Annotated in this window: 24 protein-coding genes; 13 read left to right on the top strand and 11 right to left on the bottom strand. The window is 59.2% G+C overall.

The features are described from left to right. Positions 1-3: 3 nt before the first annotated feature. From ntrB to HB780_RS08450, 4 genes are all read right to left on the bottom strand, one after another. The gene (gene ntrB, locus HB780_RS08465; protein ID WP_183689566.1) at positions 4-897 is read right to left on the bottom strand and encodes a nitrate ABC transporter permease; all 894 of its coding nucleotides are present in this window, start codon (positions 895-897) and stop codon (positions 4-6) included. Between the two features lie 65 nt (positions 898-962). After that, positions 963-2,261, bottom strand: coding sequence for a CmpA/NrtA family ABC transporter substrate-binding protein (locus HB780_RS08460; RefSeq protein WP_183689565.1), 1,299 nt, complete (start codon positions 2,259-2,261; stop codon positions 963-965). Between the two features lie 365 nt (positions 2,262-2,626). Further along, the gene (locus tag HB780_RS08455) at positions 2,627-3,898 is read right to left on the bottom strand and encodes a CmpA/NrtA family ABC transporter substrate-binding protein (RefSeq protein WP_435693881.1); all 1,272 of its coding nucleotides are present in this window, start codon (positions 3,896-3,898) and stop codon (positions 2,627-2,629) included. 49 nt (positions 3,899-3,947) lie between these two features. Beyond that, on the bottom strand, positions 3,948-4,535 hold the full coding sequence (locus tag HB780_RS08450) for an ANTAR domain-containing response regulator (RefSeq protein WP_183689563.1): 588 nt from the start codon (positions 4,533-4,535) through the stop codon (positions 3,948-3,950). 265 nt (positions 4,536-4,800) lie between these two features. On the opposite strand from HB780_RS08450, the gene htpG reads away from it, so the two are divergent. The 9 genes from htpG (at position 4,801) to HB780_RS32955 (ending at position 11,580) form a co-directional block, all read left to right on the top strand. Continuing rightward, the gene (gene htpG / locus HB780_RS08445) at positions 4,801-6,702 is read left to right on the top strand and encodes a molecular chaperone HtpG (protein ID WP_183689562.1); all 1,902 of its coding nucleotides are present in this window, start codon (positions 4,801-4,803) and stop codon (positions 6,700-6,702) included. A 321-nt stretch (positions 6,703-7,023) separates the two neighbouring features. Beyond that, a complete protein-coding gene (locus HB780_RS08440) occupies positions 7,024-7,245 on the top strand; it encodes a hypothetical protein (protein WP_183689561.1) in 222 nt (73 codons plus the stop codon). Positions 7,246-7,437: 192 nt separating this feature from the next. Continuing rightward, positions 7,438-7,533, top strand: coding sequence for a pyrroloquinoline quinone precursor peptide PqqA (gene pqqA / locus HB780_RS08435; RefSeq protein ID WP_007692844.1), 96 nt, complete (start codon positions 7,438-7,440; stop codon positions 7,531-7,533). Between the two features lie 25 nt (positions 7,534-7,558). Beyond that, a complete protein-coding gene (gene pqqB / locus HB780_RS08430; protein WP_183689560.1) occupies positions 7,559-8,467 on the top strand; it encodes a pyrroloquinoline quinone biosynthesis protein PqqB in 909 nt (302 codons plus the stop codon). Continuing rightward, positions 8,448-9,191, top strand: a complete 744-nt coding sequence (pqqC, locus tag HB780_RS08425) for a pyrroloquinoline-quinone synthase PqqC (protein ID WP_183689559.1) — start codon at positions 8,448-8,450, stop codon at positions 9,189-9,191. The genes pqqB and pqqC overlap by 20 nt, the downstream gene beginning before the upstream one ends. Then, on the top strand, positions 9,188-9,487 hold the full coding sequence (gene pqqD, locus HB780_RS08420) for a pyrroloquinoline quinone biosynthesis peptide chaperone PqqD (protein ID WP_183689558.1): 300 nt from the start codon (positions 9,188-9,190) through the stop codon (positions 9,485-9,487). The genes pqqC and pqqD overlap by 4 nt, the downstream gene beginning before the upstream one ends. Next, complete coding sequence (pqqE, locus tag HB780_RS08415) at positions 9,484-10,608, top strand: pyrroloquinoline quinone biosynthesis protein PqqE (protein ID WP_183689557.1); 1,125 nt, start codon at positions 9,484-9,486, stop codon at positions 10,606-10,608. Before pqqD ends, pqqE begins: the two co-directional genes overlap by 4 nt. 232 nt (positions 10,609-10,840) lie before the next feature. Continuing rightward, on the top strand, positions 10,841-11,437 hold the full coding sequence (locus tag HB780_RS08410; RefSeq protein ID WP_286203017.1) for a hypothetical protein: 597 nt from the start codon (positions 10,841-10,843) through the stop codon (positions 11,435-11,437). Beyond that, a complete protein-coding gene (locus tag HB780_RS32955; RefSeq protein ID WP_286203016.1) occupies positions 11,434-11,580 on the top strand; it encodes a hypothetical protein in 147 nt (48 codons plus the stop codon). Before HB780_RS08410 ends, HB780_RS32955 begins: the two co-directional genes overlap by 4 nt. On the opposite strand, the gene rpsU is transcribed toward HB780_RS32955, so the two are convergent. The 6 genes from rpsU to HB780_RS08380 form a co-directional block, all read right to left on the bottom strand. Beyond that, positions 11,570-11,827 (bottom strand): 30S ribosomal protein S21, encoded by a 258-nt coding sequence (rpsU, locus tag HB780_RS08405; protein ID WP_183689556.1) that lies wholly within the window; start codon positions 11,825-11,827, stop codon positions 11,570-11,572. The genes HB780_RS32955 and rpsU overlap by 11 nt on opposite strands. 42 nt (positions 11,828-11,869) lie before the next feature. Beyond that, positions 11,870-12,022 carry a hypothetical protein gene (locus HB780_RS08400; protein WP_183689555.1) on the bottom strand — a complete coding sequence of 51 codons (153 nt, stop codon included), beginning with the start codon at positions 12,020-12,022 and terminating at the stop codon, positions 11,870-11,872. A gap of 474 nt (positions 12,023-12,496) precedes the next feature. Further along, positions 12,497-13,234 carry a molybdate ABC transporter substrate-binding protein gene (locus HB780_RS08395; protein ID WP_183689554.1) on the bottom strand — a complete coding sequence of 246 codons (738 nt, stop codon included), beginning with the start codon at positions 13,232-13,234 and terminating at the stop codon, positions 12,497-12,499. After that, a complete protein-coding gene (locus HB780_RS08390) occupies positions 13,231-14,019 on the bottom strand; it encodes an ABC transporter ATP-binding protein (RefSeq protein WP_286203015.1) in 789 nt (262 codons plus the stop codon). Before HB780_RS08390 ends, HB780_RS08395 begins: the two co-directional genes overlap by 4 nt. After that, complete coding sequence (locus HB780_RS08385) at positions 14,009-15,043, bottom strand: FecCD family ABC transporter permease (RefSeq protein WP_286203014.1); 1,035 nt, start codon at positions 15,041-15,043, stop codon at positions 14,009-14,011. Before HB780_RS08385 ends, HB780_RS08390 begins: the two co-directional genes overlap by 11 nt. Then, complete coding sequence (locus HB780_RS08380; protein ID WP_286203013.1) at positions 15,040-16,137, bottom strand: ABC transporter substrate-binding protein; 1,098 nt, start codon at positions 16,135-16,137, stop codon at positions 15,040-15,042. The genes HB780_RS08385 and HB780_RS08380 overlap by 4 nt, the downstream gene beginning before the upstream one ends. A 346-nt stretch (positions 16,138-16,483) precedes the next feature. Between HB780_RS08380 and HB780_RS08375 the strand changes: the two genes are divergently transcribed. The 4 genes from HB780_RS08375 to HB780_RS08360 all read left to right on the top strand — a co-directional run bounded on the left by HB780_RS08375 (position 16,484) and on the right by HB780_RS08360 (position 20,857). Continuing rightward, positions 16,484-17,290, top strand: a complete 807-nt coding sequence (locus tag HB780_RS08375) for a 3-methyl-2-oxobutanoate hydroxymethyltransferase (protein ID WP_183689553.1) — start codon at positions 16,484-16,486, stop codon at positions 17,288-17,290. 59 nt (positions 17,291-17,349) lie between these two features. Beyond that, complete coding sequence (gene purU, locus HB780_RS08370) at positions 17,350-18,234, top strand: formyltetrahydrofolate deformylase (protein WP_183689552.1); 885 nt, start codon at positions 17,350-17,352, stop codon at positions 18,232-18,234. Positions 18,235-18,237: 3 nt separating this feature from the next. Next, on the top strand, positions 18,238-19,152 hold the full coding sequence (folD, locus tag HB780_RS08365; protein WP_435693854.1) for a bifunctional methylenetetrahydrofolate dehydrogenase/methenyltetrahydrofolate cyclohydrolase FolD: 915 nt from the start codon (positions 18,238-18,240) through the stop codon (positions 19,150-19,152). Between the two features lie 610 nt (positions 19,153-19,762). Next, entirely contained in the window at positions 19,763-20,857 is a 1,095-nt protein-coding gene (locus HB780_RS08360) for a porin (protein WP_183689551.1), read from the top strand. Between the two features lie 185 nt (positions 20,858-21,042). On the opposite strand, the gene HB780_RS08355 is transcribed toward HB780_RS08360, so the two are convergent. After that, a complete protein-coding gene (locus HB780_RS08355) occupies positions 21,043-21,681 on the bottom strand; it encodes a TetR family transcriptional regulator (protein ID WP_183689550.1) in 639 nt (212 codons plus the stop codon). Positions 21,682-21,876: the final 195 nt, after the last annotated feature.

Genomic DNA, 21,876 nt, shown 5'->3' with positions numbered 1-21,876 from the left:
TCCTTAATTGGCCGTGGCGCCGCGCGTGACAAACGCGCCGATTGCGGCGACCAGCTTGTCGAGGATGAAACCGGTGATGCCGATATAGGTGAGGGCGACGATGATGTCGGGCAGGCGCGAGGAGTTCCATGCGTCCCAGATGAAGAAGCCGATGCCGACGCCACCCGTCAGCATTTCGGCGGCGACGATGGCAAGCCATGACAGGCCGATGCCGATGCGCAGGCCCGTGAAGATGTACGGGGCTGCGGCCGGAACCATGATGCGGAAGAAGAACTCGATCTGGTTCAGCCGCAGTACCTTGGCGACGTTGCGGTAATCCTGCGGGATGTTGCGCACGCCGACCGCGGTGTTGATGATCACCGGCCAGATCGAAGTGATGAAGATCACGAAGATCGCGGACGGGCTGGAGTTTTGAAACGCGGCAAGCGATAGCGGCAGCCAGGCGAGCGGCGGCACGGTACGCAGGATCTGGAAAATCGGATCGAGGCCGCGCATTGCCCATATCGATTGTCCGATCAGTGCGCCGATCAGCACGCCAGCGATGGCGGCAAGACCGAAGCCGTAAGCGACGCGCTGCAAGGAAATGAGCACGCGCCAGGCCAGGCCGATATCCTGAGAGCCGTTATAAAAGAAAGGATGGGCGATGAGGTCGTAGCTCTCCTGCCAGACCTGTGACGGTGGTGGCAGGCTGGCGCCTGGCTGATCGCAGAGGAGCTGCCAGACGCCGAGCAGAATGATGAGCACCACCAGCGGCGGCACGACGGCGCGTAGGATCGTCAGCACGATGTGCCTGATATCGATGCGGCGGACGGGACGGGCGGAAAGTTTCACGACGCGGCTTTCGTCTGGGGCGGTGGCCGTCGCGATGACTTGCTGTTTGCGGGCTGTTGCAGACATAAATCAGGTCCTTGGGTCTTGCGCGACGCGGATAGCGCGGAGCTCTTGGGGCGTGACGCCGATCATCACGAGGCCGCCTTGATCGAGAGACTTTCGAGATAGGCCGAGGGATTTTCCGGATCGAAGACCTTGCCGTCGAAGAAGGTTTCCTTGCCGCGTGAGGTCGAGGCCGGAATGTCGGCGGCGGCCACGCCAAGATCCTTGGCGGCCTCGCGCCAGATATCCTGGCGGTTCACCTCGCCGACCAGTTTCTTGACGTCGGTGTTCGGCGCAAACTTGCCCCAACGCATGTTCTCGGTGATGAACCAGGCATCATGGCTCTGGAATGGGTAGGAGACACCGCCCTTCCAGAACTTCATGTAGAGATCGGTTCCCTTGACGTCGCGCCCGTTGCCATAGTTGATGTCGCCCTTGAGGCGGCCGAGAATATCCTTGGGGGGCACGTTGAACCATTGCCGCTTGCCGAGGATGGTTGCCATTTCGTCCTTGTTGTCCATGCTGTCGCACCATTGCTGGGCTTCCATGACGGCCATCAGCAGCGCCTTGGCGGCGTTAGGATTCTTCTCGATCCATTCGGCGCGCATGCCGAGCGCCTTTTCCGGATGGCCCTTCCAGATCTCGCCGGTGGTACAGGCCGTGAAGCCGATGCCCTGATTGACGAGCTGCTCGTTCCAGGGCTCGCCGACACAGAAGACGTCCATGTTGCCGACCTTCATGTTCGCCACCATCTGCGGCGGCGGAACGACGATGGTGGAGACATCCTTGTCGGGATCGATGCCGCCAGCGGCGAGCCAGTAGCGGATCCAGAGGTCATGCGTGCCGCCGGGGAAAGTCATGGCAGCCTTGATTTCCTTGCCGGCCGCACGCTTGGCATCGAAGGCAGCCTTCAGCTTGGAAGCATCCAGTTGAACGCCGGTTTCGGCATATTCCTTGGCGACCGAGATGGCCTGGCTGTCGTAATTGAGGCGGGCGAGGAGGGCCATCGGCACCGGCTGGTTGTTCTGGGTGACTTTGCCCGTGTGCATCAGATAGGGAAGCGGCGAGAGGATATGCGCGCCATCGATGCCGTTGGCAGCGCCGCCGAGCACGAGATTGTCGCGGGTCGCGCCCCAGGAAGCCTGTTTTTCAACGTCGACATCCGGCAAGCCGTATTTCGCAAACAGGCCTTTTTCCTTGGCGATGACCAGCGGTGCCGAATCCGTAAGCGCGATGAAGCCGAGCTTGGCGCCGGAGACTTCCGGCCCGCTCGTGGCCGCAAATGCGCCGGAGGGGAAAGCAGTCTTCACCGCACTGATAAGGGCTGCGGTGGCGGAGGTCTTCAATAGGTTGCGGCGTGTAACGCTGTCGGACAGGATCGTCTTCATATGCGGGCCCCTCTGCTGGTATCTGACGGATTTTTGGGAATAAAAAAACGCCGCTCGGTTGATGCAGCCCGGGACTTGGGAGAGTCCCTCGGGGCAAAAACCTTGCGACGTCAATGTCACTGCGAGCGCATTTCTCGCGCTCGGCTTACTTCGATCGCCGTTGACCGAAGTGATATTTATCAAGCAAGCGACGTGCCAGTTTGGAGGCGGTTTGCTATCGTGATGAAATTATTTGGATATTTCCCGTTTTGTCACGTTTGCTTGTTTTTGGGGCGAGATAGGCTTCTGCAAATATTTTGAGCGTCTGCAGTTGAGGAAGCATAGCGACCTGCGCCGATTTTGTGCAGCGCAACGCTCGATCGTTGTCAGATCTCTTCGCCTGAGGAGGCTGTCAGCGTCTTCGCCTTCACTGCAAATCCCGCGACATAGGAGGCCATGTCCGAGGGATCGAAGACGAACCCGTCCATGAAGCGATCGCCCTCGCTATCCCCCTCGACGCGGATATCCGCCTCGACAGGAGTTGCGTCATTGCCAAGCGCCAACCGATAGAGGTCGGGCCGATAGGCGGAGGCCGCCCTGCGCATATTGTGTTGGGAGAGAGCACTCTGCCCCCAGCGTACCATCTGGCTCAAGATCCATAGCGCATGGCTGGGGCGTGGATAATTGGCGAAGCCGGCGTGGAAGCTGAAGTAGTTGTCGATCACCCGGCGATTGCCCTTGGCGTCGAGACCGAATTCGCCGGCAAGCACATTGCGGATGATGTCGACGGGAGCGGCGATGTAGCGGGGATCTGCGAGTGCTTCGGCGAGGGCATCGTGATTTTCCGGCAGGTCGCACCAACGTGCCGCCTGATCCAGCGCCACCAGCAGGCGAGAGACGGTTTCGGGATGGCTTTCCGCCCAGTCCGGCCGCATGCCGATGACCTTTTCCGGGGCCGATGGCCAGATGTCTTGCTTGGCGGCAACGATGCGGCCAACCCCGCGTTGAGAGGCAACCATGTTCCAGGGCGCGCCGACGCAGAAGCCGTCGATGGCGCCAGCCGCCAGCGCATCGGACGTCAGGGGCGGCGGCACGACGACCAGCTTCACATCCTGATCAGGGTCGATGCCGCCGGCGGCGAGCCAGTAGCGGAATTCGTAGTTGTGCGAGGAGAACGGATAGGTCATGCCAAGCGTCGGCGGCGTCTCTCCCCGCGCCTTCATCCCCTTGACAACGGCGGCCAGCGCCTTGGCATTTTCCAATGCGCTGGCCCGGTCCGAAAGTCCTGTTTCGTCGTGCATGCGATCGAAAAGCCGTGTCGACAGTGTGATGGCATTGCCGCCGCTGCCGAGCGAAAAGGGCGTTATGGTCGGAGAGGGGTTGGAGCCGAGCCCCAGCATCGAGGCGACCGGCATCGGCGACAGCATGTGGGCGATGTCGAACTGGCGGAAGGCGAGGCGATCTCGGATATTGGCCCAGGACACGTCCTTGACGAGGTCGAGCGTCAGCCCTTCCTTCTGCGCAAAGCCGAATTCCACCGCGGCGATCAGCACCGAGGCATCAACAAGCGGGATAAATCCCGCGCGGAGAACCTTCGGTCCTTCGCCTGTCAGGCGGGAGGGCGATGCAAGGTTGCTGCCGGAACTGCTGCTGTTCATCATATCCACTCCGGTTTCCTCCGGAAATTTCCCATATTGCGTATCGGCGTCACATCAACAGGCCTGCGGCCGTCACAACGCTTTGCGCGATATCGGAAATCTTCTTCTTTTCGTTCATTGCCGTCTGCCGAAGGAGCGTAAAGGCTTGCTCTTCCGACAGGCCGCGCATCTTCATAAGGATGCCCTTGGCGCGCTCGATGATCTTGCGCTCCTCCAGTGCCGATTTCGCATCGGCAAGCTCGCGTTGCAGCCGGCTGAAGGCATTGAAGCGACTGACGGCCATGTCGAGGATCGGCTTTACCCGCTCCTTCTTCAGTCCGTCGACGATATAGGCCGAAACACCGGCATCGACGGCCGCCTCGATCGAGGCGGTATCGGAGCGGTCGACGAACATGGCGATCGGGCGTCCAACCGTCCGCGTCAGTTGGAACAGATGCTCCATCATGTCACGGTTCGGATTCTCGATGTCGATGATGATGACGTCCGGCTTGAGGGTCTCGATGGTGCGCGCAACGCCATGAACCTCGTGGATGACCGTAACGCGCGCATGACCAGCCTCCCGCAGCCCCTCCTCGATGATCGAAGCGCGGATGGTATTTTCGTCGATCACAAGAATGGTCAGATCCAGACGGCTCATGCCGCCTTTATGACGCAACGCAACAAAGCGGGCAAGCCATGCGCCAAAATATTAGGCGGCCAAATGTATGCCTAAAAAATATTCAATCTATTGCTCCGATGCGAAGCCTGGGCTGCGGTCCTCAAGGCCAAAGACGTGCAGACATTTCCCAAGGCAACAAAAGAACATCGTCTATGCGTAATTGCGTGACATCAACTTGAAATTCCTCCCTTCTTCCGCCACCTCTTCCGCGCGACTTTTAATATTCCCAGGAGACTAGACGCACATGACGACGACCACCGCAGAAAATCCCGCCGAAAGCCATGTTTTTGAGGCCGACGTTGCCCGTCTTCTGCATATGATGGTTCACTCGGTTTATTCCGATAAGGACGTTTTCCTGCGTGAGCTGATTTCGAACGCAGCCGATGCTTGCGAAAAGCTTCGGTACGAGGCAATCGCCACGCCCTCGCTACTGGCGAGCGATTCCGACAGCCGTATCCTGCTGACGCTCGATGAAGAGGGCGGCCGGCTCGTCGTCGAGGACAACGGCATCGGTATGAGCCGCGAAGAGATGATCGAGGCGCTTGGAACGATCGCCCGCTCAGGCACGCGCGCCTTCCTGGAGCGCATCGAGGCAAACAAGCAGGGCGAGGGCGCTCAGCTGATCGGGCAGTTCGGCGTTGGTTTCTATTCCTGCTTCATGGTCGCCGACCGTGTCGATGTCGTCTCCCGCCGCGCCGGCGCGGATGATGCCTGGCTCTGGTCTTCAGACGGCAAGGGCGGCTACAGCGTCAGCCCGATCGATGTCAGCGAGGCGCCGGCGCGCGGCACGCGCATCACCCTGCACTTGATGGAGGACGCCAAGAGCTACGCGTCTCGCTGGACCGTCGAGCGCATCGTCAAGGCACAATCGGGTCATGTGCCCGTGCCGATCATGATCGCCGAAAAGCCCGATGCCGAAGCGACGCAGCTGACCGACGGCACCGCGCTCTGGACCAAGTCGAAGAACGACATCACCAGCGAAGAATATACCGATTTCTATCGCGGCATTTCGGGCCAGTATGACGAGCCGGCGCTGACGGTGCATTTCCGCGCCGAGGGCCGCCACGAATATTCCGCGCTCGCCTTCATTCCCGGTTCCCAGCCCTTCGACCTCTTCGATCCCGATCGCAAGGGCCGCATGAAGCTCTATGTGAAGCGGGTTTTCATCACCGACGAGGCCGAATTGCTGCCTCGCTATCTCCGCTTCGTGCGCGGTCTTGTAGACACCTCCGACCTGCCTTTGAACGTCTCGCGTGAAATGATCCAGGAAAGCGCCATCCTCTCGGCGATCCGCAAGGGCGTCACCAACAGGATCATTACCGCCATCGAGAAGCTCGCTGAAAGCGACAATGATGCTTTCCTCAAGCTGTGGGAATCGTTCGGCAGCCTGATCAAGGAAGGCATCTACGAGGATTATGAGCGACGCAGCCAACTGGTGGCGCTGTCGCGGTTCCACACGACGGCGTCTGGAGAGGGCTATCGTTCTCTTGCCGACTACGTCAAGGATATCAAGGAAGGCCAGCAGGCGATCTACTATCTCGCCGGCAACAGCCTCGAACAGCTGAAGGCATCGCCGCAGCTCGAAGGTTTTCGCGCTCGTGGTATCGAGGTGCTGTTGCTCTCGGATTCCGTCGACAGCTTCTGGGTGACGAATGCGCCGGAATTCGAAGGCAAGGCGTTCAAGTCCATCACGCAAGGGTCGGCCGATCTTGCGCAGTTCAGCAAAACTGAGCAGGACGCGACTAAGGATGAGACCAAGGATGAGTCAGCACCGGCCGAGATTCAGGCCTTTATCGATTTTGCCAAGGAGAAGCTCTCGGATCAGGTTTCCGACGTTCGCGCATCGGACCGCCTGATCGAAAGCGCCGTTTGCCTGGTTGCATCCGAACAGGGCTATGACCGGCAGCTCGAAAAAATCCTGCAGGGTGCTGGCCAGTTGCAATCCGCTGCAAAGCCGATCCTGGAAATCAATGGCGATCACCCGCTCGTCAAGGCCATCGCCGCCAAGGGCGACCAATCGTCCCTGCGCGACGATGCGGCATTCCTGCTGCTCGACCAGGCGCGCGTTCTGGATGGCGACAAGCCAGCCGACCCGCGCGCCTTTGCCGAACGGCTGGTGCGCGTGATGGAAAAGGCATTGCAGTAGTCCTCTACCGCAAAGCCATTGCTGTCAGGATGTTCGCGAAGGCGGGCCCGCAGACCGACACGACGGCGAAGCTTCGCCGTCGTCAAGCCCAGTTTCCGATCGTGAAGACCGTGCGCCGATTGCTGTCGTCGAGCGGCCAGGCTTCTTCGACTTCGGAGAGTGGGGCGATTTGTCGGTGGCATCGCAACAGGCAGCCAAGAAAAAATAGCGCTAATTGTATTTTCGATATATCTAATATTTAAATGCCCTTGCGGCAGCTTGCCTGACATAAATATCTTATCGCAGAACATGCCAATTGCGCCGGGAAAGGAGAAGAACGCGATGATCCGAAGATATCTCAGCAAACATGACTATCCGCTGGATTCGCTGGATTTGAACCTTTGTCAGCGCGCTTTTGATGCTCTTCTGGTTGAACTGAAGCTTACAAAGGATAGTGAGGAAGCCGAGCGGATGGCAGCTTTGATCATCGAATTGTACCGCCAGGGTATTCACGACGAGCGTCAGCTTGCCGTTCTGGCGGGCGGGAGTGGTGGGAAATCCTGAGGCCGCGATGCGCGGATCATGGGGAGTTGGCGTCCTCAAGCTGTCGCCCCGTCGTTTTGCCGAGCAATTTATCGTGATCGCGACGACCGGAACGTCGTGGCATTAACAGCATTAAAAGACGACCATCCGAAATTGCCCCAACGGGCAATTGAGTCTAATCTAACTTTGCAAATCCTATGAAAGGAACGACCAATGAAATGGCATGCTCCGAAATTCGTAGAGGTAAGCTGCGGCATGGAAATCAACCGGTATGCCCCGGCCGACGGTTCCGAGCCGATCCTGTTCTGATCGTTGACCATCTGAAAGCAACAGATTGACTGTTCGATTTCTTGTGCTCGGCGCCGCCGCGGGTGGCGGCTTGCCGCAGTGGAACTGTGGCTGCCCGAACTGCGTGGCGGTGCGGCAGGGCGCCCTCGCTCCGCAGACGCAATCGTCGCTAGCGGTCAGCGTCGGTGGTAGCAGCTGGCTGGTCGTCAATGCATCACCGGATATCCGCCAGCAATTGCTTGATCGGCCGGCTCTGTGGCCCAAGGCATTGCGTGACAGCCCGATTAAGAGTGTCGTGCTGACGAATGGCGATGTCGATCATGTTGCGGGTCTCCTGACGTTACGGGAGAAACAGCCTTTTCAGCTTCTCGCAACAAAAGCGTTGCTGGAGACGCTGGAAGAGAATCCGATTTTCAAGGTTCTCGACCCCGCCCACGTTAAGCAAAAGCCGATCGAACTCGAAACGCCGTTCTTTCCGCTGGAGGACCTTGAAACGAGGCTGTTTGCCGTTGCCGGCAAGGTTCCGCTCTATCTTGAGAAGGGCGAGCCGGTGCTTGGGCTTGAAACCGAGCAGACCGTCGGTATGGAGTTTCGCGTCGGCGACAGGCGTATCTACTACATTCCCGGCTGCGGGGCGATCAGCCCGGCTTTGGCGGATCGAATAGCCGGCGCGGATCTGTTGTTCTTCGACGGCACGCTCTTCACCGATGACGAGATGATCAGGACGGGCACCGGCCAGAAGACCGGCCGGCGGATGGGACATATGCCGATCAGCGGTTTCGACGGCAGTCTCCAGGCATTGTCCCGCCTGTCGATCGGGCGGAGTATCTACATTCATATCAACAATACCAACCCGATCTGGAGGGCCGGACCGGAGCGAGCCGAGCTTGAGCGACACGGCTTTGCGGTCGGCTATGACGGAATGGAGATCACGCTTGCAACAGGCAGCCAATAGAGAAGCGTTCGCGGCGCGCCTGCGCGCGGTTGGCGAAGCGCGCTATCACGATAAGCATCCGTTTCATCGGCAATTGCATGGCGGTCAGTGCAGCATGACCCAAGTGCAGGCCTGGGTCATCAACCGCTATTACTATCAGAGCCGCATCCCGATGAAGGATGCCGCTTTCCTGTCGCGCTGCGAGGACCCGCAGCTGCGGCGGGCCTGGCGCAATCGCATCGAGGATCATGACGGCGGCGTTGACGATGGCGGCGGGATACGCCGCTGGCTGAAGCTCGCCGAGGCGGTTGGGCTCGATCCGGACTATGTCGCCTCGACACGCGGCGTGCTTGCCGGCACGCGGTTTGCGGTTGAGGCCTATGTTCATTTCGTGCGCGAAAAGCCGATGTTGGAAGCAGTCGCCTCTTCACTGACCGAGATGTTTGCCCCGGCGATCCACGCCAACCGCATCGCCGGACTGATCGAGCACTACGCCTTTGCCAATGACAGCGCGCTCGCTTATTTCCGCCAGCGCCTCAACGAAGCGCCGAAAGAGGTGGCGTTCGGTCTGAACTACGTTCTCGACCACGCCGATACGCTGGAAAAGCAGGATGCTTCCGTCGCTGCCCTGACCTTCAAGACCGATGTCCTTTGGTCGCAGCTTGATGTGCTCTCCCACGCCTATGTCAGTCCCGGGCTTATCCCGCCTGGCGGCTGGGATGGGCGCGAAGGGGTGATATCATGAGCGAGGACGGCACACTCAAAATCGATGGCCAGACCATCGCCAAGCTCGCGCGCGGCGTCAGGCTGCGGGAGGATGCCACTCGCGGGCAGACGATCCTGCTTGCTCCCGAACGCGCGCTCGCACTCGATGAAATTGCTGTGGCAATCGTCAGCGCGCTTGACGGAGTGAGAACGCTGGACGACATCGCCGCCGGATTTGCGTTGCAGTTCGAGGCGCCGAAGGAGGAAGTCCTCAACGACGTGATCGCCTTTATCCGTGACTTTGCAAGCCGGCGAATGCTGGAGCTGAGCCGGTGAGTGAGCATCTTGAAACCAGCAATGGCAGGGAGCGCAGCATCGCCGCGCCGCCGCCGATTGCCATATTGGCGGAATTGACGCATCGCTGCCCGCTTGCCTGTCCCTATTGTTCCAATCCGCTGGAACTGACCCAAAGCCGCGATGAGTTGACGACCGAGGAATGGCTTTCCGCCTTCCGGCAGGCCGCCGAGCTGGGGGTTCTGCATCTACATCTATCGGGCGGCGAACCGGTCGCGCGCCGCGATCTGGCCGCGTTGACCAAGGGTGCCTCTTCCTGTGGCCTCTATACCAACCTCATCACCTCCGGCATCGGGCTGACACAGCCCCGCCTCTCGGAATTGGCCGACGCCGGGCTTGATCATATCCAGCTTTCGATCCAGGGTGCGACACCGGAAATGGCCGACCATGTCGGTAATTACAAAGGTGGCTATGCCCGCAAACTGGCGGTTGCCGGCTGGATCCGCGAGACCGGCATTCCGTTGACCGTCAATGCCGTTTACCATAAACAGAACATGGATCAGGTCAGCGATATGATCGCCACCGCGGTCGAGCTTGGTGCGCGCCGGATAGAGGTCGCAACCGTGCAGTTCCATGGATGGGCCGAGAAAAACCGTGCAGCCTTGATGCCGACACGGGCGCAGGTCGAGCGGACGACGGCGCTGGTCGAGGAGGCGCGCAGGACACTGGACGGCATTCTGGTCATCGACTACGTGCCCGCCGATCACCATTCCCGCTATCCGAAAGCCTGCATGGGAGGCTGGGGTCGAACCGGGCTCAATATCACCCCATCGGGGTATGTGTTGCCCTGCCATGCCGCCGAAACGATTCCATCGCTCAGCTTCGACAATGTGCGTGACAGGCCGCTCGCGGACATCTGGTATCACGGCAGCGCCTTCAACGCCTATCGCGGTGACGACTGGATGCAGGAACCCTGCAGCAGCTGCGCGCGAAAACACATCGACCATGGTGGCTGTCGTTGCCAGGCCATGGCGCTTGCAGGCAGCGCGGATGCGACCGATCCCGTCTGCATCCACTCGCCGTTCCATCAGGATATTGCGGTCCGCGCCGAGGAAGACGGCCTCAGCGAGCCGCCCGCTTTTGTTTATCGGGGTCGGGCGTAATCAATTCGCGAAGCGGACCTTCGACGGCCATCTAGCGAGTGCGGCAAATGTGCACCGCAGCAAAAAACTTGAACCCAAAGGGTTTACATACCGTCTCCCGGATGGGAACGTTTTAACGAGAGTTGCTAGATGCGCATGGGGTCTCTTCCTCGCGTGGGCGGTGTAGGTGCCTGATGGGTGCCGATATGCATCGTTGGATCGGCGCTTAACAACCAAATCAAGCCGAGGCGGAATGCGGTTTTTCGCATTGCTTTCGGCTGCCGGTGCAGCACTTCGGCGCGCTGGCGTTGATACAAACGCTAATTGGGCTTTTGTGATGAGACTTGTTTTAACGCGCGTTTTTGTTGGTGTGCTTGTCAGCGCGGCGTCGTTGTCGCAGACGGCTTATGCCGGCGATCTGTTGATCTGGACGCCGGTCAAGGTTGCTCCCCGAACCTATCATACAACGATCGGTTTTCGGTTGCCGATGGCGTGGGAAATGAGCGCGGGCGCCGATATTGGCCTTGGAAGCGCGCCCGGTGGAAAGATCCTGAGCGGCTCCGAACTTGCCACGTTCTGGGGAAAAGCGGTGGATGATAGCCGTAATTTTGCCAGCAAATCGCGCCGCGAGGTCGCGTTGCGGCTGGACACGCTGAGGGGCAGCGGAACTTTGTATCTCGGCCGTTCGCGAAACTGGATCGTCTCGAAGGATCTCGATATGCAGACGACGCACGCGCTGAATGTGAATTATGGGCGCGCGCAAAGCCAATCTACATCCGTCACCGCCTCGCAGGCCGTGACGATAATCTTCCCTGGACCGGCACATCGATCTCGGCGAACGGTGCGGTGACGGACCTCAAGGGCAACGTCTCAAGCACGCTGGCCTTCAACCAGCCGATCGCGCCCAATCTCAACTTCACTGCATCCGTCGTCGATCCGCTGGCTTTAACGCCAGCGGGCAACGTGAATGTGAACTATCGCATCAAATGGTAGGGTTTGGTCCGCGCGCCGGCGGTGCCTTCCGCTTGGGGCCGGGGATCAGCCCTTCGCGCTGCATCTGCTTGCGTATCGCTTTGCGGTGCCTGCTGATGGCCTGCGCCTTTTCCCGGACGCGGCGTTCGGACGGTTTTTCATAGGCCTGCCGTGCCTTCATTTCCCGGAACAACCCCTCGCGCTGCATCTTCTTTTTCAGTACCCTGAGCGCCTGTTCGATATTGTTGTCTCTGACTAGAATATGCATTTGTTCTCCTTGTTGCTGCTGTTGATAAAATCGTCGTCCCCGTCAGCCGAGTTGTTCGGCGACCAGCTTCTCAAGCTCGTTGCGCGTGAGAAGACAGGGGTAAGGCTTCCAGTTCTTGTCGGGCCGGTTGATGGCCTCATTGGGTTCATGCGGCTTCACCACCGCAAGCGCGGCAGCGATATTTGTGTTGTTCAAATAAATTTCCTCAGCTGGTCATTCGACCAGCGTCAATGACAATGGATAGTGGGAGCGCCGTCACGCGATAGTGCGGAGGGCACGAGAGCTACGGTTCAAAAAATGCAGCGGCTAGTTTCAAGCTACGGCTTCGAGGCGCTACGGATGGTAACGCGGGATCGCAGTCCTCGTTGCGCTATATAGAGATCGGGCAACGGTGTTGCAAGCTTGAACATCAAAGCGCGGCGGTGCGTCGATGTTTCAACGGTAGTTGTTCGCCGTCATCAATGAGCTCGGCACGATCCTTCCAGGCCGGTGGTCGCGCGGCCTATGCTGAGTTTTGCCCTCACATGGTAGACGATGCTGGGCCTCATGGTCTTCATGCGGCAACGAACGATAGCCGCCAAGGAATCTTACCTCTAGGTGAAAGTCAGTGTCCCGCGGAGCGCGAACAAGGCTCCGACCCGACCGATTCGCATGACCCAGTCACCATGCTTATATGGGCTCAAACCCATTCTGCTCCAAGATTCGCTGTCCATCGCTGGACAATAGAAACTCCCGGAGTTGCCCGGCTTCAGCGCGCGCGCCTTTGCGAGCCGTCACGCCATACTCGATGATTGGCGAAAGCTCTTCCGGAAGGGCGACGACGCTGAGCGCCGAATCATGCTTCAAAAGACGGGCATTTGAATAATAGCTCAGGAAGAGATCGACCTCGCCGTCGGCGACAAGCCAGGCTGCGTTTTTTCCTGATGGTGCCGGCGGCGAGTTGCGGCCGCCGACCAGTTGCCGGGCTCGGGACTTGAGAGGCTCGGCAAGGCCCGGACGCTTGGCTTCGATCAGGTCGAAGACCTCGAAGGCATAGTCGCCTGCGGGATCATCCCCCGGCGTCGACGTGCCGATCTTGATCTTCGGATCGGTGATGACGTCGAGAAGGTTCGCGGTCGTCAGGCCAAGGTCGCTGCGCGCGAGCACGCAAAGCCTGTTGCGGGCGAAACAGACCGCATCATTGGTGATCCCCTGCGCCGCCAGACGCCGGGGATGCGCCATGTTGGCGGAGGCAAAGAGATCGAAATGCTCACCCGCCTCGATGCGCTCCCGCAGCAGACCAGCGGGGCCGAGGGTCAAGGAGACGGGGACATGGTTCAGCTTGCCGAATGCGGCGATGAGCGCCGGGAACGCGTGTCGCATGCTGCCTGCGGACAGTACGCTGAGTGGCTGAGTGAATACGGTCATGGATATCTTCCTTTCCGATCCCTTTGCCGGAACAGTGGCACGAAAGAGGCCACGTCCTGGCCGCCGCCGCTCAGGCGTGCGGAGCGCACCGGAATGCCGTAGAGATCCTCGAGATTGGCCTCATTGACGACCTCATCCGTTTCGCCGACGATAATGCGTGCCTGATCGAGCATCAGCAGTGAGCGGTCGGCGACCGCCAACGCATGGTTCGGCTGATGGGTGGTGAAGGCGATGGCGAGATCGTCGCGGTCTGCCAACTTACTGAGCAGCGAAAGCACGACATCCTGGTTGTTGAGGTCGAGCGCGGAGGCAGGCTCATCGAGGAGCAGGACGACGTTTTCGCCAGCGAGCGCACGGGCAATTAGGACGAGTTGCCGTTCGCCGCCGGAGAGCGTGTTGATATTGCGAGATGCGTAGTCCGCCATCCCTGTTGTACACAGCGCCTCCATCGCCTTTTCGATATCGATCTTGCGTGGCGTCTGTAACAGCGCGATATGCCGGGCGCGGCCCATCAGCACCACGTCCAGCACCGAATAGGCAAAGGAGCCGGAAAATTCCTGCGGTACGAAACCTGTGCGCGCGTTGAGCCACAGCTTGCCGGAGGTCGGCTTCAGAAGGCCGGCAAGTACCCGCAGCAGCGTCGATTTCCCCCGACCGTTGGGGCCGAGGATGGCGACAATCTCGCCCGCCTTCAGGTCGAGGTCGAGATCGCGGAACTGCCAGCGCATGCCGTCATGGGAGTGGCTCGCTGCTTCGATCCATAGTGTTGCCTGATCAGATGCCACGGATGCCTCTCTGGGTTTGCCACAGGACAAGCACGAATATCGGTGTTCCAATCAGCGCAGTGAGAATCCCGAGAGGGATTTCCGTGCCGGTCGCCGTGCGTGCGACATCGTCGATGACAAGCAGGTAGAGCGCGCCGATGATCAGCGATGCGGGCATCATCGCCCGATGATCGGAACCAACAAGCATCCGCGCCATATGCGGGACGATGAGGCCGACCCAGCCGATGATGCCGCTCACGGCCACTTGCGCCGCAACGATCGCGGAGACGAGAATGAGGATCAGCCAGCGTAGCGGCTCGACGCGGACGCCGAGGGCGCGCGCCTCCTCGTCGCCGATCGACAGAAGGTTGACGCGCCAGCGCAAGCCCAAAAGCAGGATGCTGCCGACGAGGACTGGGCCGGCGACGAGGGTGAGCTTTTCCCAATTGGCCGTTGCGAAACTGCCGAGCAGCCAGAACACCATCGCCGGCAGCTTGTCTTCCGTGTCGGCTATATACTGAACGAGGCTGACGAGGGCGCCGAAGAAGCCGCTGATCACCACGCCGGCCAGCACCAGTGCAAGGATATTGCGCCGTGCCGCGATGCTGTTCAGCGCATAGACAAGGATAAGAGCCGATAGGCCGAACGCGAACGATGTAGCGAGCAAGCCGACACGCGAAAAGCTCAGGAGGATGGCCAGCGTGCCGCCAAAGGCCGCGCCAGAGGAAACGCCCATGACCTGTGGGCCGACCAGCGGATTGCGGAAAACGCCCTGTAGCGTGGCGCCGGAGAGCGCGAGACCCGCGCCCGACAGCAGCGCGAGCAGGATGCGCGGCAGGCGCACGGTGAAGACGACATTCGCCTCTGTCGGGGTTATCGGTGTCTCCGGCGGAAGGATCGGCGCCAGCAGAATTTGCACTACCCGTGCGAAGGGGATTTCATAGCGGCCGACGCCGAGAGAGCCGACCGCCACGATCAAGAGCGTGGCAGCCAGGATGGTGATGACCACCTGTGGCGAGCGGGGCGAAAAAACGTCCCTGCTCATTGGCCCGAACGATAGTCTGTGCGGTAGAATTCCTTGTAATAGGCGTCCACTTGCGCCTGCATGTCGATATCCGCGAAGCGCTCGGGATAAAGCGTCTTTGCCATCCAGAGTTCGCCGAGTGCCATGGCCTCCGGCATCGGATACCCCCAGGCTTTGGCATATTCGGGCATCAGATAGATCTTGCCGTTCTTGACGGCGTCGATCGTCTGCCAGGGTGCCGATGTTTTGATCTCGTCGACCACGGCGGGATAGCGTTCCTGCACGAAGATCACGTTGGGGTTCCAGGTGAGTACATCCTCCATCGACACCTGCTTGAAGCCGGCGATCGCATTGGCGACGTTCCGGGCGCCAGCGCGCTCCATCATCAGGCCGGTATATTTGCCACGGCCGTAGGTGGTGAGGTCAGGATTGGCCATGTAGACCGGAATGCGCTTGTCGTCGGGGAGACCGGCGAGGCGGTCGGCGATCAGCTTGCGGGTCTTCTTGGTGGCCGCGATCATCTCCTCGCCTTTTTCCTTGCGGTCAAGAATATCGGCGATGAGGCGCACGCCGGTCGCAAACCCGGTGTCGATCGCAGCGGGTTCGTCCTTGACGCTCGGATTGAGCTTTATCGCCTCCTGCGGCGGTACATCGAGAAGCGAAATGGCGACGACCGGCAGGCCGGCATCCTCGATCTGCTTCACCATGTCGGCCGGAGCATAATTGGTGACGAAGACCACGTCGGGCTTGAGTTTCAGCAGCTCCTCGATGTTCACCTTGGTCAGGCCGCCCGGCATGGCAAGATTTGGAAGCTGCGGCGCAAGCCGGACGTAGTTGGCCCCGAGCTGCTTCTTCCACTCGTCGAGCACACCGACCACCTTGTCCATCGCATCGAGCTGGACGGCGATATTGAGCGTCTGGTGTTGCAGGATGACGACCCGGTTGACGGTATCCGGGACATGGACCTCACGGCCGATCTGGTCGGTCACGAGGCGATCCGCAAAGGCGGGGGTCGCAAGCAATAAGCTGCTGATCACAAAGGAAATTTTGGCAATGAAGGCGATAGGGCGATTGCTCAAGATGACGTCCTCCTGGGAGAGGCTGACCGCTAGCATGATATCTGATTGGATACAACGCGTTATATCCAATCAGATATCTCGCTGATCGTGAAGATGGAGATGGATAGATGATGTATTCCATCATTAATGACATGAGAATTTGATGTGTTTTGATAGATTCCATCACGTCTGCATTGAGGCTGATGTAAACCCGGCCTATCCTTTGAGCCAAGAGGTAGGGCACGCATTTTGCGCATCGCGGGAGGCTGGAATGATCGAGATGAGGAAAGGCTGTCGCTGCCTGTTTGCGGCCACCGCACCGACACCCCTTCTATATGTATCGCAGGGCGCATAATCGCCTCCCGCCAGAAGAATGGCCCCATTTTTTTCCGAGGAAAACTCCATGAAGAAACACAGTCGCGCGACCGTCGCCGATCTCCTGGCGATGAAAGGCAGCAGACAGCTCACCATGTTGCGCGTCACGTCGCTGGCGGAGGCTGAAGCGGCCGAGAGGGCGGGTATCGATATCGTGTCCGTGCCGCCGGCGCTGCTCGGCCCGGCTTTTCGCGAAGCCGCCCCCACGCCTTTTGCCATTCCCGGCCTTGAATATGGCGATTACGTTTCGGCGGAAGAATATATGCGTGAGGCTTTCAAGGCGTTGAAGGCCGGCGGCGATGCGGTCTATTGCGCAGCCGGGGTGTCGACGATTCGGCGGATGCGCGAGGAGGGCATTCCGGTTTGCGGTCATGTCGGTCTTATTCCGTCTAAGGCGACCTGGACGGGCGGTTTCCGCGCCGTCGGCAAGACGGTAGCGAGCGCCCTTGAGGTTTGGCGGCAGACGAAGGCGCTGGAGGAGGCCGGCGCCTTCGCCGTGGAGATTGAGGTGGTGCCGGGTGGTGTCGCCGAAGCGATCAGCCGGAAGACGTCGATGCTGATGATCTCGATGGGGGCGGGAAGCGGCTGTGATGCCCAGTATCTTTTTGCGGACGATGTGCTCGGCAGTCATGGTGGCCATTATCCGCGCCACGCGAAAAAATATCGTGACTTTGCCGTCGAATACGAGCGGTTGCAGCGCGAACGTATTGCTGCTTTCACCGAGTTTGCCGCGGATGTCCGCTCGGGCGTCTATCCGGAACGGCAACACCTCGTTTCGATTGAGGACAAGGAACTGCAGGCTTTTCTCCGGCTCCTGGCCGATGGTGGCCGATAGGGATGTTGTCTGACGATCCTTCACAACATGTCGATGAATTTCAAGCGAATGAGAATAGCATGACGCATTACGTACTGAGGGTCACCTGTACATCCAGACGCGGGATTGTTGCGGCGATTGCCAATTATCTGGCGGACCAGGGCTGCAACATCGTCGATAGTTCTCAGTTCGACGATCTCGATACCGGCAAGTTCTTCATGCGCGTCAGTTTTGTGTCCGAAGAGGGCATCGGCCAGGAGGCGCTGGTTGAGGGCTTCAAGCCGATCGCTCAGAAATTCGAGATGGAGGCCGAGATCCACGATACCCAGAAGCGCATGAAGGTGCTGCTGATGGTTTCGCGCTTCGGTCATTGTCTCAACGACCTGCTTTACCGCTGGAAGATCGGGGCGCTGCCGATCGACATCGTCGGTGTCGTCTCCAATCACTTTGAATACCAGAAGGTGGTGGTCAACCACGACATCCCCTTCCACCATATTCCGGTGACCAAGGCCAACAAGCCGCAGGCGGAAGCCCGCATCATGGATGTGGTCGAACAGACCGGCACGGAGTTGATCGTGCTCGCCCGCTATATGCAGATCCTGTCTGACTCGATGTGCCAGAAGATGTCGGGGCGGATCATCAACATCCACCATTCGTTCCTGCCGAGCTTCAAGGGCGCCAATCCCTACAAGCAGGCCTATGAGCGCGGCGTGAAGCTGATCGGGGCGACGGCGCATTATGTCACTGCCGATCTGGACGAAGGCCCGATCATCGAGCAGGACACGGCGCGCATCACGCATGCGCAGTCGGCGGACGATTACGTCTCGATCGGCCGGGATGTGGAGAGCCAGGTGCTGGCGCGCGCCATCCATGCGCATATCCATTACCGCACCTTCCTCAACGGCAACCGCACCATCGTCTTCCCGGCAAGCCCGGGAAGCTATGCATCCGAGAGGATGGGGTAAGCCATGGCTGCGATGACTGGGGCAACCGTGATCGACGGCAAGCAGGTGGCGGCTTCGGTGATCGAGGCGGTGAAGACGGCAACGTCTGCGCTGGAGACGGAGACGGGCGCGAAGGCCGGCCTTGCGGTGGTGATTGTCGGTGATGATCCGGCCAGCCACAGCTATGTGACCTCGAAGAGCAGGATGGCCAAGGAGTGCGGCTTCACGTCCATCCAGCACACGCTGCCGGCTGAGACGACGCAGGAAGAGCTGGCAAAGCTGGTGCAGTCGCTGAATGAAGACGCCTCGATCCACGGCATCCTGGTGCAGCTTCCGCTGCCCAAACACCTGAATTCGGAGCCGATCATCCAGTCGATCCGGCCGGAGAAGGATGTCGATGGTCTGCATGTGGTCAATGCCGGCAAGCTTGCCACTGGCGATCTGGCAACGGGATTGATCTCCTGCACGCCGGCTGGCGCTATGCTTCTGGTGCGCCGCGTCCACGGCGAGGACCTGTCGGGGCTGAATGCCGTTGTGATCGGCCGCTCCAACCTGTTCGGCAAGCCGATGGCGCAATTGCTGCTGAATGCCAATGCGACGGTAACGGTGGCGCATTCGCGCACCAAGGATCTACCAACCGTTGCTCGCACGGCCGATATTCTAGTGGCGGCCGTTGGTCAGCCGCAGATGGTGAAGGCCGACTGGATCAAGCCGGGCGCCACTGTCATCGACGTCGGCATCAACCGGATTGCGGCACCTGAGCGCGGCGAGGGCAAGACGAGGCTGGTCGGTGATGTCGCCTTTACTGAAGCCTCCGATGTTGCCGCTGTGATCACGCCGGTTCCCGGCGGTGTTGGGCCGATGACCATCGCCATGCTGATGGCCAATACCGTCATCGCCGCTCATCGTGCCGCGGGTAAGACGGCGCCGAAGTTTTGACTATCGCTCGTCCAGTGACAAAAGAGAGCGGAATACTTCCGGGTTGCTTTCTTAAATCCGCAGATTCGGCATCCTAATGGATGCACCGGATGCCAGCGAGAATGCGTTCATCGTCGCTGGTTGATTCGAGCTTGGCGCGGCATCGGGATAATTTCCGATCGAATGGGGCGTCGTAGCGGCCATCTTTTCCGATTCTCTGGGCGGCATGCCAGCCGGAGGACCGCCGTGCCCGGTTTGGACGGGCCTAATTCCCGTTGATTATTGGTAGTACCCGCGCAGATGGTGATGCGGATAGTTGCATTTTGGCAACGGCAACACAGGGAGATGGCAAAGCCCGCTTCATATAATTGACAAACATACCGTCCGTTTGTAAGTCATGGTTAGGACATAATTTGTCTTGCGGTCGAACATTCGACCGGATCGGTAGGGGCATTTCAAAGCCGTTGCCACGAGGGGAATGGAGGAGGCTCGATGGGCCTGGCTCCGGCACTGGGGAGCGTATCGGGGACTTATTCGATCGCATTTACATGGCGCCGCTTTTCGTAAGCGGCGAATGCAGCTTCGTGCTCGTGGGAATGTTTGAAATGCATAATACAACCAGGAGTTTACAATGAATTTGAAAAGTCTTCTGATCAGCTCTGCTGCTTCGCTTGCTGCAGTTTCGGGTGCGCATGCAGCCGATGCTATCGTCGCTGCTGAGCCGGAGCCTCTTGAATACGTTCGCATCTGCGACGCATACGGCGCCGGTTATTTCTTCATTCCGGGCACCGAAACTTGCTTGAAGGTCGGTGGTCAGGTCCGTACCGAAGGCAAGTGGTACGATGCCTATAGCCCGACCAACCGCACCGGCACGCTGTGGCACACCCGCGCCGAGCTGAACCTCAACACCGCGACCGACACTGAATACGGCCCGCTGAAGACCGAAACGGTCATCCGTTGGGACTGGCAAGAAGGCAACTCCACCGATACGAAGCTGCTGTTCGCCAACATCAGCCTCGGCGGCTTCACCGTCGGCAAGGCAGACTCCCAGTACGTGTCGTTTACCGACTATGCCGGCGACGTCATCAACGACGACGTGGTCTATGACGGCCCGTACGAACTCAACCAGTTGACCTACAAATACGACGCCGGCAACGGTCTCACGGCTGTGATCTCGGTTGAAGACAGCAACTCCAGCGGCTCGGACTCCTCCTCTTACGGCTCAAGCTGGTGGACGGACGACAAGACGAATCACTACGCTCCTGACGCTGTTGCCGGTATTGGCTACAAGACCGGTGCATGGTCCTTCAAGGTCGTCGGTGGTTATGACTCCATCGTCGAAGAAGGCGCTGTCAAGGCTCGCGTCGACGCCGACTTCGGTGTCTTCTCGGCATTCGTCATGGGCGGCTACAACACCGACGGCGAAAAGCTGAACAAGTATGCCGGCACGAACCTCGATCGTTCTGCTTGCCCTGTTAATGATGAGTCGAAGTGCGGCTGGGGCGATTGGGCTGTCTGGGGCGGCGTTGCCGTACCTGTCAACGAAAAGCTGAAGTGGAACCTGCAGCTCGCCTACACCGACTCGAAGATCTTCGCCGCGACCACGAACGTCAAGTTCAACCCGGTCAAGAACCTGCTGATCGAACCGGAAGTTTCCTACACGAACTTCGATTCCGTCAACAAGGATCAGTGGGCTGGTATCCTGCGCTTCCAGCGCAGCTTCTAATCCAAAGTTATCCGGCCTCGTACCGGGTAAGAGAAGCCTGTCGTTTCCAATCCGCCAGGCTTCTCATATTGATCGGTTGACCTCCGATCAAAGACGGAAGGATCCGGTTTTCCCTACCGGATCCTTCTTATTTAAGCATTTGACGCAGCAGGGTTTACCGGGATTTCGATCGGTTCACTTTGATCTCAAGTCGCTGCGGCCATCTCCTGTAGCTCATGTTTCGGAAACCAGGCCGACAGGATCATTTTGATGAGGGCTTGTCCGCAAGGGGCCAAATCAAAGTCGCCTTTGTCGAGAGCCCATTCGTAGACCAGTCCGCCAATTGCCGCAGTCAATGCGGAAGCGGCAGTCTCCGGCGTCCATGGACAGGGCAAGGCGCCAGCCTGGCTCATGGTACAGAAAATCCTCGAAAAGTTTTCCTGCATTTCATGCCGGAAAGACGGACCGCAGTCTGTTTCGCAGTCAGCGAACGACATGTCGAGATGCGTGATGACTTTCAACATTCCGCGTTTACGTGGATCATTTTGAAGATCAGCGAAGATTGCTGAAATCGTCTCCAGGACCAGTTCAAGCGGATTGGGCGGGTGCTCGTGCGATATCCGTTCTGCGAGTTCCCGGAAAGGCTGCCGTGCCTCGTCGCGGATCGCAAGCAAAAGGCCCTGCTTATTTCTGAAGTGCCAGTGAACTGCTCCGCGTGTGACGCCAGCGGCGACGGCTATTTCTTCCAGCGTGACATTTTCATATCCGTTGTCGAGAAACAACGTTTCCGCCGAATGCAATATTACACGCCGCGTCTCTGCCGCCTCCTCCTTTGTGCGCCTCATCTAATTCTCCACTAAAGCCAACGCCCAAACGCCCCCCTGACCGAAGCCCCGCATTATAGTCATAGCGTCGATTATTTTATTGACAATATTGCTTATGTCGTAGCACGGGTGCTCATTGCCTACTGACCGCATTTTTTTGATCGCAAGCCGGCTGCACCTCGTATTCGTGGCCACCATCGCGTTTCCAACTGTGTC

This window comes from Rhizobium lusitanum (assembly GCF_014189535.1).
GTDB classification, from domain to species: domain Bacteria; phylum Pseudomonadota; class Alphaproteobacteria; order Rhizobiales; family Rhizobiaceae; genus Rhizobium; species Rhizobium lusitanum_C.
Note: the sequence above shows the minus strand (reverse complement) of the source record. Positions and strands in the feature narration are given on the sequence as shown.